Source organism: Chitinophaga varians, from assembly GCF_012641275.1.
GTDB classification, from domain to species: Bacteria; Bacteroidota; Bacteroidia; order Chitinophagales; family Chitinophagaceae; genus Chitinophaga; species Chitinophaga varians_A.
The window spans coordinates 186,661-206,143 of sequence record NZ_JABAIA010000004.1; the positions used below are offsets into that span (position 1 = coordinate 186,661).

The following is a 19,483-nucleotide window of genomic DNA, read 5'->3' on the forward strand; positions in this document are numbered from 1 at the left end:
AGTTATGCGAAATGGTATCTATTTAAATATTTTCCTTAGAAACATTGGTAGGAATAAGCTCTATTTTACTATTAATTTAATAGGGTTAATCATCGGTATTACTACCAGTCTGTTTATTTTCCTGTATGTGAGCTATGAGTTTAGTTATGACCGTTTTCATAATAACGGGGAGAATATCTATCGTATTGCGGTAAACAATTATCAGGAAGGGAAACTGTCATCTGCTGATGCCATGGCGTATTCCGGGCTGGCACCTGCTTTGAAAGCAGATATTCCTGCTATCAAAGACTACGTCAGGCTGAAAGGCGAAAATGGATTTATAGGAAGAGAGGATAAAAAGGATACCAGATTTAAAGAATTTAAGATATTTTATGCTGATCCACATTTCTTTGATTTCTTTTCCTTCCCGTTAATAAACGGTGATAAACAGACAGCCCTTAAAGAGCCTAATACGGCTGTTATTACGGCTGCTGCTCAAAAGAAATATTTTGGAAATGAAAGCGCCCTTGGAAAAACAATTATTTTCGATGGAAAGGAAGTATTTAATATCACAGGGATCATGGCCGATCTGCCGGAAAATTCACACCTGAGGCTGGAGTTCCTTTTCTCTTATAGTACACTTTATCACATTACGGGGCGGGACTCTGCTGAAAACAGCCTGGACTGGAACGAGTTTTACACCTATATCCGGCTGGACCCTGATGCGAAAGCAGGCAGTGTGGAACATAAAATAAATACTATCGCCACAGCTATAAAAGGAGAGCGGCTGGCTAAAGCGGGACGTAAAGAAACACTTTTCCTGCAACCTTTAAGGTCCATTCACACGGCATCTGATCTGCTTCATGAAATAAAACCGGCGACCAGTGATAAAACACTTTATTTCTTCCTGCTGGCAGGGGTCATTATTCTGCTAATTGCCTGGATAAACTATGTGAACCTGACCACCATTAAAGCTTTCGAACGGGCCAAGGAAGTAGGGATTCAAAAAGTGCTGGGAGCTGAACGCGGAGAGCTGATGAAAAGATTCCTGCTGGAAAATACCATCACCAACCTGGCAGCTGTTATCATCGCTATTGTATTCCTGCTGGTGCTTCCTCCACTTCTGTTTAATTATCTGAATACACAATTATTCGCAGAAGCCCCGCTCCGGCATACAGGTACCTGGGTAATAATAGGAGCCATTTTTCTGTGTGGTGTTTTTATTACAGGGATATATCCTGCTACATTGATGTCTTCTTTTATGCCGGTGTCCATATTGAAAGGTAAATTTAAACGCTCCCCGCGGGATATCTTTTTAAGAGAAGCGCTGGTAGCCTTTCAGTTCCTGATTACGATGATGCTGATAGGAGTTACCCTGGTTATCTACCGGCAGATAAACTTTATGCTCAGCATGAATAAGGGCATAAATATCGAACGAATGCTGGCTATTGAATCCCCTCGTGTTTTCTCCAATGATACCATCCCCTATAAACTACTATTCGAAGGATTTAAACATGACCTTAGTCGCAATAAGAATATCACGAACGTGAGCTTTACCACGACTGTTTCGAGTAAGGAAAATTATTGGAAAGAGCCTGTCCGGTTGAGCAATGAGGAAGTATTCAAATCCAGGGAGATTGAAGTGGCGGGAGTAGACCAGGATTTTATGAAGACTTTCCAGATCCAGCTGAAAGCCGGCAGATTCTACGCTGATGAGTTTCCCGCTGACGGCGGAAGGAGCATTATCCTGAACGAAGCGGCAGTTAAGTACCTGGGAATGGACAATGCAGATGACGCACTTAAGAAGAAACTGGTACTTTGGGATAACGAAAGGGATATCGTAGGCGTTATTAAAAATTACTACAACTTATCCCTGAAAAGAGATATTTCTCCTACCGCATACGTTTTCCGATATGTCCCGAGATCGTATGTCACAGTGAAAATTGATAACGCGGACAATTTTTCAGATGTCATTAAATATTGCCGGGCGGAATGGGACAACTTTTTCCCGGGGAACTCTTTCGAATACTTTATTGTACAGGAATCTTATGATAAACAGTACCAGGACGAGATACGCTTTAAGAAGATTTTTATTTTATCAACGATACTTGCTTCGCTGATCGCCTGCCTCGGACTGTTTGGCCTTACCTTGTACGAAACCATACAACGCAAACGTGAGATCGGTATCAGGAAATCACTGGGCGCCACCACGTTTGATATCGTGAAGCTGCTCAGCCTGAAGGTTGTTAAAATACTGGCCATTGTCATTGTTATTGCGATACCGATTATTCACATCAGCATGAGTAAATGGTTGTCCGGATATACCGTGCATATAACCCTAAGCGTATGGATCTACCTGCTTACTATTGTGTTAATCACCCTGATAACACTTTTTACAACTGTCTACCAGTCTATAAAAGCTGCCAACAACACGCCTATACAGTCTCTCCGTAACGAATAGTCAAGGATTTTATGAATGTCAATATCATCGATTGCCTGCTACATAATGCAGCGATCGGAAACTCCGTGGGAATAACTCTGATCAATAGTGAGCATGACAGTGAACTGATGTCGTATCGGCAACTGCTGCATGCGGCGCAATGTATGTTGCATCAGCTACAGGAAAAAGGTGTTGCAAAAGGGAATGAGATCGTCTTACAGATCGAAGATAATAAGACCTTATTAATCGCCTTCTGGGCTTGTGTGATCGGGAAATTTATTCCTGTTCCGCTGTCCGTGGAAAGTAAAGCCTCTCATAAAGTTAAGCTGACAGCGGTCTGGAAGAAATTAAACCATCCTTATTTGTTCACCGACAAAAAGCAGTTGGAAGATATCCGGGACATCATGGTGGCGGAAGGACTACAGGAATTGCCAACACGCAGCATTGTATGGGAAGAGCTGAAGACATCAGGCCCTTTGGCCCCCGTGGCGGTAACAACTGGTGACGATATTGCTTTTATACAGTTCTCTTCCGGCTCAACAGGCGATCCTAAAGGCGTTATATTGACACATGAGAATTTGATAACAAATACAAAGGATATCATCAGCGCATCCGGAATGGACAGCAATGCCAGATCTCTAAGCTGGATGCCGTTGACACATGATATGGGGATGATCTGCTTTCACCTGAGCAGCCTGACGGCAAATATCAACCAATACCTCATCCCTACGTCGCTGTTTATCAGACGACCGGTTATGTGGATCAGCAAAGCAGGCGAATACGGTGCAACCCACCTGTACTCGCCCAACTTCGGTTATCATTATTTCCTGCAGGCGCTGGAAAGGTTGTCCGTGGTACCGGAATGGGACTTGTCGTCCGTGAAATTAATTTATAACGGCGCAGAACCGATCTCTTATGAAATATGCCGGCAGTTTGTAGAAGCATTGACACCGTATAAGCTGAAGAAAAACGTGGTGTTTCCCGGATATGGACTGGCAGAGGCTTCTGTGGCGGTCACTTTATCAGAATTGGACCAACCACTTGTTGTATTAAACCTGGATAGAAATCATCTGCAGGTAGGGGAGTGTATTCAGGAAGCGGAATATCCGCAGGACGGTGTGGCGTTTGTTGGAGTAGGTTATCCTATTATTCACTGCAAAGTGCGCGTCTGTGATAAAGCCGGCGTCATACTTCCCGAGGGGCATATCGGACATGTGCAGATAAAGGGAGGAAATGTGACACGGGGATACTACAATGACGAGGTACGGTCCGCGGAATTATTTACAGCGGATAACTGGCTGAAAACAGGTGATATTGGCTTCTTTCGGGATGATATGTTATTTCTGACAGGCAGAGAAAAAAATATTATAATTATAAATGGTCAGAATTATTATCCACAAGACATAGAAAGAGCGGCTGAAAAGGTCCCCGGCCTCGAACCAGGAAAGGTTGTCGCCTGCGGTGTTCCTGATCTGGATGGACGGACCGCCCTGATTGTTTTTATATTATACAAAGGAACATTGGCTGGTTTCCTGCCGGTTGCGCAAAGCGTGAAAAAATTTGTCCTCGATGCCACCGGGCTTATTGCGGATGATGTGTTGCCGGTAAAGAAAATTCCCAAGACCACCAGTGGGAAGATCAGGAATTTTGCCCTGGTGAAACAATATCAAACCGGGGAATTTGATAAAATCCGGCAGGAATTACGCACGCTATTCACATCCACCCATATAAATACCAATGTAAAGGAAAAACTCACGGCAGTATGGAATTACCTTTTCGGAGTAGTGCCGGACCCCGGGCAATCTTTCGTTGAAATGGGATTGAACAGCCTGCAGGCCATGTCATTGTTGAACAGGTTGAGGATTGACTTTGACATAAACCTCACTGTAAAAGACCTGTTCGTGTATCCTTCCATCAGCAAGCTGGCAGCACTGCTGGAAGCTCAGCGAGCTCCAGTGGAGGTAACAGTGTACACCGGGCAGACAGTGGGAATGCCTGATGAAGCAGGCAAAATTCTGCCCATGCAGCGTAAGTTCTGGTACCTGCATCAGTACAATGAGGAGAGTAAAAGTGCATTGAATATCGCCTTATCAGCGTCTGTAAAGGGACATATACAAATAGCCGCTTTGGAGACGGCCGTCAACAGATTGATACTCCGGCATGAATGCCTGCGGTCTTCGTTCCTGCTGAAGGAGAATGGCCCCATGCTACAGGTGCAGGAACTGCCGTTGAGTAATGAGATTGAAATAATGGATATGTCCGGAGAAGAGAACCCGATTGGAATGGCAAACGAATGGATGATGACGGCGGTAAACAGACCGTTTAATCTAACAGCCGCACCACTAATGAGATGTTGTATTGCCCGGTATAGCCAGACGGAGAGCCTGCTTTCACTGGTCTTTCATCATATCATAGCAGATGGCTGGTCTCTGACCATTTTTGCCAATGAGTTCACCGAAGATTATAATGCCGCCGTGTCAGGCGCCATATTACCGGAACGGCAAAAAGCTGCCGCCACCTCTGCATTCATCTCATGGTACGACAGCCAGCCGGCCCGCTACTTTCAGAAAGACATGGACTACTGGAGAAAGCAGCTCAGGGATGGGTTAATACAGCCTGAACTGCCTGTATACAACAGGAAAACTGCCTTGCTGTCATTCAAAGGAGGACAAGTGACTACACAGTTGCCCGTTGAACTGATCGGGTCTGTCGACAGCTACTGCAAAACACAGGAGGCCACTCTTTTCATGGGGCTGCTGGCAGTATTGCGGGGCCTGTTGTTCAGGTATACTGCACAACCCAAAGTTCACCTGGGCATAAATACCTCAGGTCGGAACAGTCATCTGCTGGAACAAATGACCGGATGTTTGCTGAACCAGGCTATTTTAGGAATAGAGGCGGGCAGAGCAGATACTTTTGAATCCCTCCTGCAGAAAGTAAGGGCAGCAGTAATAGAGAGCCTTGACCATCAGGTATTGTATTTGGATGGACTACTGGAACAAATAGCTGATGAAGGAGAGCTGTCCTGGGTGGCACCAGATATCTTTGTCCTCTTTCAGAACTTCGCTGAGCTGCCCAGCCTGCAGGGAATGGAGAAAAGCGGTCTGAATATCACTCCCAATGAACTCCCTGTCAATACAACGCCTGCTAACATGATTTTTGAATTTATCATAGGGCATCCCGGCGAAGCAGTCAATTTGAATCTCAGATATAACAGCAACCTGATATCGGAGCAGGCGGTGGAAGGGTTGCTGGAACACTACAAAAATTTGTGTACGGGCCTGGTCCGGAAAACAGATGTACCCATAGTGGATATACCATTGTTGTCCGGTGAAGAGCACGCACAGCTGTTGACCTGGGGCCGGGGCAACAAACGCGGGGACGTGTTCACTCCTGCCTGCGCAATGATCGCCAAACATGCATTGCAACGTCCCGACGCCATAGCTGTCATAGCCCAAGAGAGGTTAGTCACCTACCATGAGCTGACTGTGGAAATTGACCGGGTTGTGGCGCTGCTGCAAAAGAAAGGAGCAGTCAAAGGAGACCCTATCGGCGTTTTAATACCCCGCTCCGCCGAAGCAATCATATTAATGCTGGGGATTATGAAAGCCGGTACTATCTATGTGCCTATTGATACTGTTTATCCGGTTGCGCGTATACAATACATCATAGAGAATGCGGCTGTCAAATTTGTATTTGCCAATACAGAAACCCGGCCATTACTGGATACGATAGGAGGTGTAAACGTGCTGTCCAGTACCGACAGTACGCCCCGGACGGCGGCAGATACTTCTGAAGACAGTCGCTGTTGCCAGGAAGATCCGGCTTATATCCTATACACTTCCGGATCCACCGGGAAACCGAAAGGGGTGATCATCAGCCATGGCTCCCTTGTGGACTATGCCAATACTTTTGTCAGATATTTTGAGATCACTTCTGCTGATAAAGTATTGCACCAGGCTACTATCGCTTTTGACATTGCCATGGAAGAGATATTTCCGGTATTGACAGCCGGAGGTAGTGTCGTTATCGCTGAAGAGGGTGGACGGGACATCGAAGGTCTCATCGACCGAATAACTACGCATGACGTAACCGTGGTGAGCACTACGCCAATGGTCATATATGAGCTGAATAAAAGGGAGTTTTTCCTGAATAAACTACGGATATTAATCAGCGGGGGAGATAAATTGAAGGCAACTCATATAGACAGACTGTTGCCGTCCGTATCAGTTTATAATACGTATGGTCCTACAGAAACAACTGTCTGTGCAACCTATTATAAAGTCGGCTCAATTGAAAACGCTTCCCTGATCGGCAGGCCTATCGAGAATCGCAACATCTATATTGTAGGCGCACATGGTGATTTGCAGGTAAAGGGAGGCATCGGCGAAATATATATTGGCGGTAAAGGGCTGGCATCGGGATATGTTAATGATCCCGAACAAACAGGGCTGGTATTTGGCAACCACACATTTACCAGTGAACGGCTCTATCGTACCGGCGACCTCGGAAGGTGGAACTCAGCAGGGGAATTAGTGTTCCTGGGACGAAAAGATGAACAGGTGAAGCTACATGGCTATAGAGTGGAAATCGGAGAGATTGAGCAGGCATTGCTGCATACGCCAGGGATAAAAGACGCCGCAATAATTAAGGACGACAGGGATGACAAGCTGAAATTATATGGATTTTATACTGCTGATAATGAAATTGAAAAAGAAAGCCTGCTGACTGCTCTCAGGAGTCAATTACCTGCCTATATGTTGCCACTGTGGCTGACTTATCTGGACCGGATGCCGTTGACCGGGAACGGAAAGGTGGACAGCAAGGCGTTATTGGCCATCATAGATATACATCGACAGGATGTCTCGAAGCAGTATACTACTTCCCGAAACAGTACAGAGGCAGAAATACTTAAACTATGGTCAGCAGTATTGGAACAGGAGATCAATGATATTGATGCTAACTTTTTTGAACGCGGGGGAAATTCCATTCTCGGAACCCGTGTCTTACATGCTCTTATCGGACTGCTAAAGGTTGATGTGAGCCTGGCCGATCTTTTTATGTATCCGACAGTACGTTCGCTTACGGCTGCTCTCGCGGCCCGGCCATTTAATGTGAAAGGATTGGAGAAAGTCCCTCCCAGACTTTATTATGATTTATCCTATGCACAGCGCAGGATGTGGCTTCTCACACAAAAACAACAGAATGAAAACGCCTATGTAATAACTGCCAGCTACAAAGTGACGGGAAACCTGGATGTCGATGTGCTTAATCAGGCAATGGACATCATGATCGCAAAACACGAGATGTTGAGAACGACATTTGTAGAAACCGAAGGAGATATCAAACAACGGGTGTATGCTTTAGCTCCTGGAGGATTTGCTGCGGAGGTAGCAGTCATGGAGAAGGATGCGCTCACAAAAGGGATGCTGAAGAAGGAAATATACACGCAGCTGCGGCGGCCGTTCGACCTGTCGGTATGGCCACTGATAAGAGTTGTGGTATATAAACTGGCAGATGAAGAACAGGTTATTTTCTTTAATATTCATCATATTATATGTGATGGGCTATCTATGAATATCCTGGCTGCAGGATTATTCGAAGCGTATTATGAGCTAAAATCGGGTGGGGAGTCTGCCCGGCATGTAAAGCCGGCGGACTTTGATTATACGGATTATGTATACTGGCAGCAGCAGTTACTGAACGATCACACAGGTGCTGAAAGCAGCGCTTACTGGCTTAAAAAAATAACGGATACTCCTCATCTTTTACAGCATTTTTCCATCAGGCAAGAGGATGCTGTTCCCACCGTATCCGGAGCTACCATACTGGAGATATGGCCGCAAGATGTAATAAAGAATATCCGGCAGTTTTGTACACAGTATGCCACCACTTCTTATGCTTTGCTGCTGTCGGTGGTCAAAGTACTGTTGTATACCTATACGAAAGGTCAGCCGCTGATTACCGTAGGAAGCCCGTTTTCAGGACGGACACTGAAAGAGCTTGAAACGCTTGTCGGGCTGTTTCTGAATAATATTGTTTTACAAACAGCGATAGCTCCCGGGGATACTTTTGCGATGTTGCTGAAAAACGTAAAAGAGGAGATCGCACATGCCATGAAGCATCAGCAATATCCCTATGATAAGCTTGTAGAGGAACTGCACGGACATCGGTCATCCCCGGATAACCCATTTTATGACGTGTTGGTGGTACATCAGGAAGACCGGTTGACAGATATAATAAACGGATTCAACGGTAATGCGCATACGCTAAGGTTACAGGACCTGAGAATTTATAATCCGATAAGTAAATTAGGACTTAGCTTTTTTTTCCGGGAAGCGGTCAGTCACCTGGCAGTGGAAATAGAATACAGCACCAGGCTGTTCAATGGACCGCTCATTACGGCGATGGCCGGGGATTTACTAAAAATGACACACATTGTGCTGGCTGATCCGGAGATACAAATGCGGACACTCAGGTTGCATTTCCAGGATGAGGTAACCCGGGAAGAACATAGCTCCTTTAAAGACGCTACTCTTATTAATATTGATGACAGTTTTTAAAATAATGTACTTATGTGCGGTATTACCGGTATCTATGATGTTCAAAAAAGACATCCGCTTAACCAGGCGCTTTTGGCTGATATGTCAGAAAAACTTATACATAGAGGCCCGGATGACTGCGGGTATTTTATCTTGCCGGAATCCGGAGTGGGATTGGGGTTCAGAAGGCTTTCCATTATTGACCTGAGTAGTGGTAACCAGCCTCTGTTCAATGAGGATGCATCTAAAGTTATGATTTGTAACGGGGAGATATATAACTATAAGGAGCTTAGAAGCCAACTGCAGCAAAAAGGCCACTCGTTTAAGACTAATTGCGATGTGGAAGTGATCGTACATCTGTATGAAGAATATGGAATTGATTTTGTCAATATGCTGAACGGACAGTTTGCTTTCGCTATATATGACAAAATCAGGAACAGCATTTTTCTTGTTCGTGATCATGTGGGAATAGCCCCGCTCTTTTATACTATCCAGGATGACGTACTGATTTTTGGATCAGAGATAAAGGCCATCCTGCAGCATCCGCTGGTAAAAAGGAAAGTGAACCTACAGGGGCTGGACCAAATATTCTCTTTCCCGGGATTGGTCAGCCCTACCACCATGTTTGAAGGGATTCATGCACTGAGTCCCGGTCATTATTTGTATAAGGACCAGCACAAAACTGAAGTAAAGGAATATTGGGACCTTGACTATCCCCTGGAAGGAGAAATCAGCTATGATAAGGATGAACAGTATTACATAGACGGCTTGCAGGAGGTACTGGAAAAAGCGGTGCGCTACAGATTAAACGCTGATGTTCCGGTAGGCTTCTATCTTAGCGGAGGGCTGGATTCATCGCTGGTAGGGGCACTGATAAAAAAAATAGTGCCGGAAAACAGCAGGTCCTCGTTTTCCATTACATTTAATGACAAGGGTATTGATGAGGCACGCCACCAGGAACTTATGGTGTCTCACCTGGATTCGGACCATAACCGCTTCCGGTTTGACTGGGAAGATATTGCCGGCCGTTTGCAAAATGCGATTTATCATGCTGAAACACCATTGAAGGAAACATATAACACCTGTAGCCTGGCTTTGTCGGAAATGGTAAGGAATAACAATATAAAAGTGATTCTGACAGGCGAAGGCGCAGATGAATTGTTCGCGGGTTATGTAGGATATAGGTTTGACAGGAAACGTCAACACGAGAAGACAGGCCCGCTGGACACGGAGGCAATACTGGAACAGCAAATACGGATGAAGCTCTGGGGTGATGAACATTTTAAGTATGAAAAGGATTTCAGAGCTGACGAAGAAATAAAAGAGGCTATTTACTCCCAAGCAGTATACGATACCTATAATCAGTTTAACAGCGTAAGAGAGCATCTTGTTAATAAAGAAAAGCTGAATGGGCGTGACCTGGTGCACAAAAGGTCCTATATTGACTTCAAACTGCGTATATCAGACCATCTGGTAGCAGATCATGGAGACCGTGTCAGCTACGCTAACTCAATCGAAGCGAGATATCCTTTCCTCGATATTGACGTAATCAAATACGTGGCGACAATACCGCCGTCGATGAAGTTGTTTGATATGGAGGAAAAATACATATTGAAAAAAGCCGCTTCTTCGCTGTTGCCGAAAGAAATCATCAACCGGGAGAAATTTAGCTTCGTCGCCCCGGGCAGTCCCTACCTGATGAAACAAAACATCGAATGGATCAATGATATACTTTCCTATGACCGCGTCAAACGGCAGGGGTTTTTCAACCCGGATACGGTGGAACGCCTCAAGAAAATGTATACACAGGAGAACTTCAACATCAATCAGACGTTCGAAAGTGATCTGCTGATGATCATACTAACCTTTGGTATTTTCCTGGACCAGTTTGATATGCCTTATTATAACTAGGTGTTATCCCTGTGCCGCCTGGCGAAGCTGATATCATAAAGTACGTTAACCTTATTTCCAACTCACCACGAAGCAATACCGATATGAAATCTATTATCCTGCAAAGTTTATTCAGTAAGAAGTCATCGGTTTACTTGTCCAGACTGGCTTACTCAGATGTCAGCGTAGATCTCTCGTATGAACAACTGGCGAGCATAATATCGTCGCTCTCCCATCACATACAGCGAGAGAAAGAAGTGACTGGCCAAAAGGTCCTTGTCGTGGAAAGCGATCCCGCGACCGCATTGATCATTTTGCTGGCATTAGTTCATGCAAAAGCGGAAATTATACTGGTTGCGAACCTTGCCGCAACAGCTGTAGCTGAAAAGGAGCAGCCGGTATGGATAATTGAAAACGGTAGGGCACTATTATCAGACGCCCTGGCAAGTGAACCTGAGGCCAACGTGTATAGTGCATCGACTGTAAAAAAAGCGGATATACATTTTAGCATATATACGCCGGAGCTGCCCGATGGGATTGTGTATGCTGCCGAAAGCCTGGACGCGGCCTTTGCTGAGTTGTCAAAAGGTATCTCGCCAATTGAGACAGACAAATATCTGATGGCAGACCACTTGTCGTTTGTCGCCTTTATAACAGAGTCTCTCTGGTGTCTGCTAAGTGGCATACATATTCTTAATTTTCCGGGCAATGGCGGAAATATCGCCGAATTGCGGCCTGATGCGGAGGAGTTTGTTATGGACTTTAGCTTGTTTTTCTTTGGGAGTACCAAAGACAGTACCGATATGGAAGGGTGCTATGATCTCCTGATGAATAGTGTGAGGCATGCGGACAAATACGGGTATGCTGGTGTCTGGACGCCGGAGCGGCATTTTAATGAATTTGGCGGCCGGTTTCCCAATCCAAGTGTTTTGTCGGCCGCTGTCGCAGTGGCGACAGAAAAAGTGCAGATACGGACCGGTAGCATTGTAGCACCGCTGCACCACGTTGTAAGGATCGCCGAAGACTGGTCCGTCATAGATAATCTCTCAGGAGGCCGCACGGCGCTGAGCTTTGCATCTGGTTGGCAGTGTAATGACTTTATATTTGCACCGGAGAACTATGCCAACAGGCATGAAGTAATGCTGAACCAGATTGTACAGTTTCATAAGCTTTGGGCCGGCGAACAACTGCCATTTAAAAATGGCGTGGGAGATGAGATAAAGATAGGTATCTTTCCCAAACCCATACAGCCGAAGATGCCCATCTGGATAACGGTTTCAGGGAAAGAGGAGACCTTCGCGGATGCAGGAAAGTATGGAGCCAATATCCTCACCCATTTATTGTGGCAGGACCCCTCAGATCTTATTTCGAAAATTGGTGTTTATCGCCAGTCTTTAAAAGATAATGGATTCGATCCGGCCTCACGGACCGTATCTGTCATGCTGCATACCTACGTAGGCAAATCATCTGAGGAGGTACGCAAAATAGTGGAAGCACCACTTAAAGCTTATATACGTTCATCGCTGCACCTGGTGGAAACAATGACGGCTGCAGTGCGTAAGACCAACGGGAACAACGCTATAGGCAGATACGGAAAAAACGATGAGGAAACACCTGAACACATTAAAGAAGAACTGCTGGATATCGCATTTGAGCGTTTCTTTTCGAATGCCAGTCTGTTGGGAGATCACCAACAGTGTGAAAAAACATTGAAGCGCCTTCGCTCTTATGGGGTTGATGAAGTAGCCTGTCTTATCGATTTCGGGCTGGAGGATGCTACTATACTGCGAGGGTTGGAGGAATTAAAGGAGCTGAAAGCAAAATACCAGCCCGCGGCAAAGAAACGGTATGCGGGCAGTTTTATCATAAGAGCGTCCGCTCAAACGTTGACGGGTCTTTATAAAAAAACGGCGCCTGCTATAGAGGGCTGTAAGAAGGTAGTCATTGACAGTCCGAAAGAATCAGGACTCACCTTAGCGTTCCAGGACCAGATAAATGTGAAATATGATCTGCAGCGGCCTTATCCATTGGTCACCGCGGAAGAAGACAGTTCTTTCACCAAAATGAAGACGAAGCTTTACGAGCTTAACCTGGAACAGGCCAGTGAGCGCATAGAAGAGGATTTCTAAACAGTAGCCTATGAACAAGAGAGTCATCCATACTATTGTGGACCACCATGCCCTGCAGTACCCCGAAGGTATTGCGATTGTGGACGCAGACGAATCGTTGCTGACTTATGCGGGGTTGAAAGAGAAGAGCGACAACTGCGCCTTCCTGTTACAACATCACAACATCGGGAAAAATAAAGTGGTTGCCGTTTTCCTCCCCGAAGGAATAGGATACATCACGGCTATCCTGGGCGTTAACAAGAGTGGAAATATATTTATGCCGCTCGTCCCCGGATATCCGGTGGAGCGCCTCCGGTATTTGCTGTCCACTGTGAAGCCGGAAGCACTTTTAACAAACAAAGAATATCTGAAGGAAGCCTGGTCATTGTTATCTGGAACAGATGCCCAGGGAAACTGCGTGGTACTGGATATAGATACGGTAGTTCCGCAAATGCCGTTACCGGATGTAGATGGTGAAGATAGTAATTACCTGATATACACCTCCGGGTCTACCGGCGATCCCAAGACCATTGAGGGAGTGCACAAAAGCCTGAGTCATTTTCTGCACTGGGAAATGACGGAATTCAAATTGGACCGGGGAGTAAACACAGCACTACTGGCCCCTGTCTCTTTTGACGTAAGTTTCCGCGATATTTTTATTCCTCTCTTGTGTGGCGGTACATTACATATCCCGGAAAGGTCTGTTAAGGCCGATCCATCCGCCCTCCTGGAATGGATAGGAGCACGTCAGATTACAATGCTGCATATGGTGCCGTCTATATTCCGGCTCCTTATAAAAGTATTGGATGCCGACCCTGCCAGGCGCAGCCTGATGAGCGCTGTCCGAAATATATTGTTAGCCGGTGAACCATTGTTTTATCGTGATGTGATAAACTGGCGTGCCATTAACGGAGAGGGAACGAACCTGGTTAACCTTTATGGCCCTTCGGAGACAACACTAGCCAAAATATATCATCGGATTGCAACAACAGAACTTAATAGCGAAGCAGAGATCGTACCGCTGGGTTTTCCCCTTCCCAATACCATTGTGCTGATCCTGAATGACGACAATCAGATTTGCCAGATCGGCGAGATTGGGGAAATATGTATAAAAACCCCCTTTAGAAGCAAAGGCTACTATAATGATAGCGCGCTTACTGCGGTGAAATTCTGCCAGAACCCATTGCACAAAGACTTTGAAGACATTATCTATCGAACGGGCGATCTGGGGAAATATGGGCCGGAAAGAAATATCCTCATAGTAGGAAGAAAAGACAACCAGGTGAAAATACGGGGTAACAGGGTAGAGCTGGCAGAAGTGGAGAAAGTTATCGGCAGCTTCCCATCTGTTACACAGGTGATAGTTATCCCTCATCAGAGCGAAAACGGTGACATTGTCCTGAGCGCTTATTATACAGCTGCCCGGGAAGTGGACAGAAATGCACTGAGAGAACATATCAGCAATTTTCTTCCGGAGTATATGCACCCTTCTTATTATATGCACCTGGATGCTTTCCCGCTCAATATCAATGGTAAGGTGAACAGGAATGCACTGCCGGCACCGGAAGATTTATTGTATGAACAGCTTGAATTTACACCACCATCGAACAAAGACGAGGTCTTTTTGTGCGGTATTTTCTCCCAGGTACTTGGGCTGCAGAAAGTTGGTGTCAATAATTCTTTCTTTGAGCTGGGTGGCCATAGCCTGAATGCGGTGAAAGTTATATCAAGAATTTATAAGGAAACGAACCGGCATGTATCCCTGAAATTCTTTCTTGAACATCCTACTGTACGATTACTGGCGGAGAAGATGCCGGGTATCAGCGTCTCTGCGTTTGAACATATCCCTCTGGCGGAAACAGCTGCATTGTATCCGGTCTCGCATTCCCAGAAACGACTGCTGGTACTGGACCAGGTGGTGAATGAACTCACCGCCTATAACATGGTGACTGCCTGTTTTTTTTCCGCCACGCTGGATGTAGGTGCTTTCAAACAGGCATTTGATGGCGTCATCGCAAGGCATGAAGTCTTCCGGACACGTTTTGTGTTCACTGAAGGGACTTTCTGGCAGTGTATAACAGCAGAGCAGGCGGTACTGATGGTGGATTTGGAAAATAAGGGCAACTTGTCACCGGACCAATGCCTGGCCCATGAGCACCATCATTCTTTTAACCTCTACCAGGATGTCCTTGTCCGGGCGCGGCTGATCAGGCAACAGGATGGCAGGTATTTCTTTGTACTGAATATCCATCATATACTGTCTGATGGATGGTCAATGAATGTGTTTACAAAGGAATTGCTGGCTTTATATAATGCTTACAGAAAAAAGCTTCCGGACACATTGCCACCAATGAAAATACAGTATAAGGATTATGCTGTATGGCAACTGGCGCGGCTGGCAGCCGGGGAGCTGGATATGCATAAGGCATATTGGCATGGTGTTATGCAGCCGGCTCCTTCAGCTCTTTTGTTGCCGGTGGACATGGAAAGGACAGGCATACCGGGGTTTGAAGGGGAAGTACATACCGCATATATCCGTCAGGAACGGGCGAACGCATTGAGAAAAATTGCGATGGACAATAAGATGGGACTGTTCCCGGTATTGTTGTCCCTGATAAAGGTACTGTTGTATGTCAAAAGCGGAAGCAATGACATTGCTGTCGGCGTGCCGGTGGCCGGCAGAAACCATCCCGACCTGGAAGATCAGATCGGGTTTTACCTGAACAATGTGCTCCTCCGTACCAGCATAAAGAGAGACATTTCTTTTTCAATATTGTTAAAACAGGTTCACGACAACGTAATACAGGCGCTGGACCATCAGGATTATCCCTTTGATAAGCTGGTAGAGGAACTTTCAGGAGCACTGGACCAGTCCGTCCACACGCCGTTTTATAGTGTACTCGTAGTCATGAACAACGATGGGCTTAATATCAGCAATGAAAACCTGGCGTCCTTCCGGAATGAACTGGGACTGGAATTGTATGATGTGCCGGCTAAGGTCAGTAAGCTGGACCTTACTTTTTTTATAATGGAGGAGCAGGAACATATCAGGATAGACCTGGAATACAATGCGAAGCTGTTTAAGCCGGCTACCATCAAACAATATGCAGAAGAACTGGATAGCCTGGCGCAACAGGTAATTGAGAATCCGCTTATCACATTAAGTGATCTGAGCTGGACGCTGTCTGCCGGGAAAAAAAACGCAGCATTGGAAAGTAAGATCAATCTCATTTCAGAAGATTTTTAAAATGCTTTCATGGATAAAAAGTTATTGCACACTTTGTTAGATGCGGCCGCTGCAGACCATCCGTACTCGGTTGCTATTGAGCAACAGCAAATGCATATTTCCTATGGAGAACTCAAATATTTCTCTGATAGGATCGCTATGTGCCTGGCGGACTTACAGGTGAAAAAGAGTGAGATAGTCGTTGTTTACCTGCCGGCAAGCATCGCATATGTGGTAAGCATCCTGGGAATTAATAAGAGGGGTGCCATCTTTATGCCACTGGAGCCTGATTACCCCACCCTCCGGGCTATCGGACTTATAAGGGAAACAAAAGCCTCCACATTTATCACCCTGGCTGCCTACGCGGACACATTGAATGAAATATTGAAGCAGACGGGGAGCTCGGATGCCGCAAATATCGTGTTACTTAAAACGGACGCTCTGGCGGAAATACAGGTACAGAAAAGCGATGGAGGAGTATTGTCACCTGTGGGAGACCTGACAAATGCATCTGTTTATCATGGTAATATTGAACAGGATGGGGATGATACCAATTATATTATTTATACTTCCGGTTCAACCGGTCAGCCTAAAATAATAAAGGGCAGGTATAAGAGCCTGAGTCATTTCATTCATTGGGAGGTAAAAGCTTTCCATTTAAATGCAAATACCCGTATATCCCTGTTGGCCCCTGTTAGCTTCGATGTAAGCCTTAGAGACATTTTTGCGCCACTTTTGGCCGGCGGTACTTTGTGCATACCGGATGCAGCTATCAAGGCCGATCCGCGAAAGCTGCTGAGTTGGATAACAGAAAGCAGGATTACACTGTTACATCTGGTGCCCAGCGTATTCAGGTTGCTTACGAAGGAATTGGAGGAAAAAAACAAACAGGCTGCGTTACTTTCGCTATCATATATACTATTGGCAGGGGAACCGTTGCACGGTAAAGATGTGCTGGCGTGGTACAAGGCGGCTGGTAAAGAAATACAGCTGGTCAATCTGTACGGCCCGTCAGAGACCGTGCTCGCCAAGATATATCACCTTATTGATCCCGATCAAGGAGACTTCAACGGTGTGATGCCATTAGGTGTCCCACTACCCAATACCGTTATCATCATCGAGAACCAGGGAGAGCTTTGTAACGAAGGCGTGGTCGGTGAAATTCTGATTAAAACCCCGTTCATTTCAAACCAATACCTTAATGATCCGGACCTGAATAAGGCAAAATTCGTTCAGAATCCATTGCATAATGATTTTGAAGATATTGTATACAGAACAGGGGATTTGGGCAAATATCTTGCTGATGGAGTAGTTGCTTTCGTGGGGAGGATCGATAACCAGGTGAAAATAAGAGGAAACCGCGTGGAACTGCTGGAGGTCGAATCGGAAATAGGCCGGTGCCCGGGTGTGGACCTGTGTGTGGTGGTAGCGATGGAAAATATGGACCAGGAAAAAGTATTGGTAGGATACTTTACGTCGGGAGACAATGTAACGGTAGCGCAGATCAGGGAGTATATAACACCGCGGTTGCCTGCATATATGCACCCTTCTTTCTTTTTGCAGCTGGATGAGTTTCCACTTAACCTGAATGGGAAGATCAATAAAAAGCAGCTGCCGCTTCCTGAAGAAATGTTGTATGAAAAAATGTCTTTCGATGCGCCCGAAACCGAGCTGGAATTTAAAATAGCTGCCATTTGGAAAGAAGTATTGTTCCTGAAAAAGGTCAGCGTGACCAATTCGTTTTATGAACTGGGCGGACACAGTCTTTCCGCAACGAAGGTGGTATCCCTGCTATACAGGGAGCTGGGTGTGGAAATAACGTTAAAGCAGTTTTTGCAGCAAGCTACCATCCGGAAGCTGGCAGACCATCTCACGAGTCTGGAAGAAAAAAAGTATCGTCCTATTCCGCCGGCGCCTGAACAGGAAGTGTATCCGCTTTCAAATGCACAACATAGACTGTTCATCCTGCATCAGACATTACAGAATAAGTCTGCTTACAATATGAACGGCGTTTATAAAGTTGATGCCGGTATGGACGTAAACCTGCTGCAGGAAGCATTTAGCAGGATAGTGAGCCGTCATGAAATTCTTCGTACTGTATTCATGAGTACGGGCGGTGTGCTGGTTCAGCAAGTCCTGAACAACTGTACTGTGACCATTAGCGTCACGGAGGCTGGTGATATGGACCATGAACAATTGCAGGAGGCTTTGTTACGCAATGCTGAAAAAGAGTATGACCTGGCTGCTTATCCGCTTTTTGATCTCCGGTTGTTCAAACGTAACAGTAAGGAAGATATCCTACAGTTTACCATCCATCATATTATCAGTGACGGCTGGTCGTCGGCCATCATATTACATGAGATAGCGCTGCTCTATGCGCAGCTACAGGGGCAGATAGTACAGGAGAACAAGGTACTGCCCCCGCTTAAAATACAGTATAAAGATTATGCCTTCTGGCAATCAGTGCGCATTGGCAATGGTGAAATGGAGCACCACCGGCAATATTGGCAGAAACGCCTGGACGGGAAAAATACGAAGTTGAATTTGCCGGCCGATTTTCCACAAGCGCAACTGAGACAATATACCGGTGGAAAAAACACATTTGTTATCAGTGCAGAATTATCTACCGTATTGAGAAATATTGCACTTGATAATGACACCGGCTTGTTTACTGTTCTGGTGGCGCTGACAAAATTATGGCTGTGCCGGATCTGTGATCAGTCCAACGTGACAATAGGCTGCCCTGTGGCAACAAGGTCTCACCCTGATCTGCACCAGTTAACGGGGCTGTTCCTCAATTACCTGGTACTGTATGACGAGATATCGTATGAACAGACTTTTAAGGACTGGCTCCTTACCGTAAAACAAACGGTGGAAGAAGCCTATGAGCACCAGGAGTATCCATACGACCTGATTGCGGAAAGCGCAGGGGGGCAACATATACACAAGGATATTGACCTGTACAATGTGTTGCTGGTGATGAATAACAGCGGATTAAATATGGAATGGGAAGATGGGGAACGCCTGAAGCAGCTGATGCGGCTGGAGCCGATGCCAGTACACGACCGAAGTGCCAAGCTGCCACTTACCTTGTTCTTTGACGATAAACCGGCCATCGGTATTACTATCGAATACAGCACCGAGCTGTTTAGGGAGCAGACAGTCCGGGTCATTGGCGAACGATTGCTCCGGCTGGTGGAAATAGTGGTGGAGAATACCCATGCGACAATAGACAATATCTATCAACAACTGAATCCTGTAAAAGCTTTTAAGGAAATTATAGACGAAGATTTTTAGG

At 45.8% G+C, this 19,483-nt stretch carries 6 protein-coding genes; all 6 read left to right on the forward strand.

What is annotated here, in order from left to right:
* Window positions 1–4 precede the first annotated feature (4 nt).
* Window positions 5–2,440 carry an ABC transporter permease gene (locus HGH92_RS30230; RefSeq protein ID WP_168874584.1) on the forward strand — a complete coding sequence of 812 codons (2,436 nt, stop codon included), beginning with the start codon at window positions 5–7 and terminating at the stop codon, window positions 2,438–2,440.
* Between the two features lie 11 nt (window positions 2,441–2,451).
* A complete protein-coding gene (locus HGH92_RS30235) occupies window positions 2,452–8,982 on the forward strand; it encodes a non-ribosomal peptide synthetase (RefSeq protein WP_168874585.1) in 6,531 nt (2,176 codons plus the stop codon).
* 12 nt (window positions 8,983–8,994) lie between these two features.
* A complete protein-coding gene (asnB, locus tag HGH92_RS30240; RefSeq protein WP_168874586.1) occupies window positions 8,995–10,872 on the forward strand; it encodes an asparagine synthase (glutamine-hydrolyzing) in 1,878 nt (625 codons plus the stop codon).
* 83 nt (window positions 10,873–10,955) lie between these two features.
* Complete coding sequence (locus tag HGH92_RS30245; protein WP_168874587.1) at window positions 10,956–12,980, forward strand: MupA/Atu3671 family FMN-dependent luciferase-like monooxygenase; 2,025 nt, start codon at window positions 10,956–10,958, stop codon at window positions 12,978–12,980.
* 10 nt (window positions 12,981–12,990) lie between these two features.
* Window positions 12,991–16,206 (forward strand): non-ribosomal peptide synthetase, encoded by a 3,216-nt coding sequence (locus HGH92_RS30250; RefSeq protein ID WP_168874588.1) that lies wholly within the window; start codon window positions 12,991–12,993, stop codon window positions 16,204–16,206.
* 9 nt (window positions 16,207–16,215) lie between these two features.
* The gene (locus HGH92_RS30255; RefSeq protein ID WP_168874589.1) at window positions 16,216–19,482 is read left to right on the forward strand and encodes a non-ribosomal peptide synthetase; all 3,267 of its coding nucleotides are present in this window, start codon (window positions 16,216–16,218) and stop codon (window positions 19,480–19,482) included.
* Window position 19,483 lies beyond the last annotated feature (1 nt).

Bases quoted from the DNA above. Each gene is read 5' to 3' on its own strand.
- HGH92_RS30230 (WP_168874584.1), top strand. From the start codon at position 5: ATGCGAAATGGTATCTATTTAAATATTTTCCTTAGAAACATTGGTAGG.
- HGH92_RS30235 (WP_168874585.1), top strand. From the start codon at position 2,452: ATGAATGTCAATATCATCGATTGCCTGCTACATAATGCAGCGATCGGA.
- asnB (WP_168874586.1), top strand. From the start codon at position 8,995: ATGTGCGGTATTACCGGTATCTATGATGTTCAAAAAAGACATCCGCTT.
- HGH92_RS30245 (WP_168874587.1), top strand. From the start codon at position 10,956: ATGAAATCTATTATCCTGCAAAGTTTATTCAGTAAGAAGTCATCGGTT.
- HGH92_RS30250 (WP_168874588.1), top strand. From the start codon at position 12,991: ATGAACAAGAGAGTCATCCATACTATTGTGGACCACCATGCCCTGCAG.
- HGH92_RS30255 (WP_168874589.1), top strand. From the start codon at position 16,216: ATGGATAAAAAGTTATTGCACACTTTGTTAGATGCGGCCGCTGCAGAC.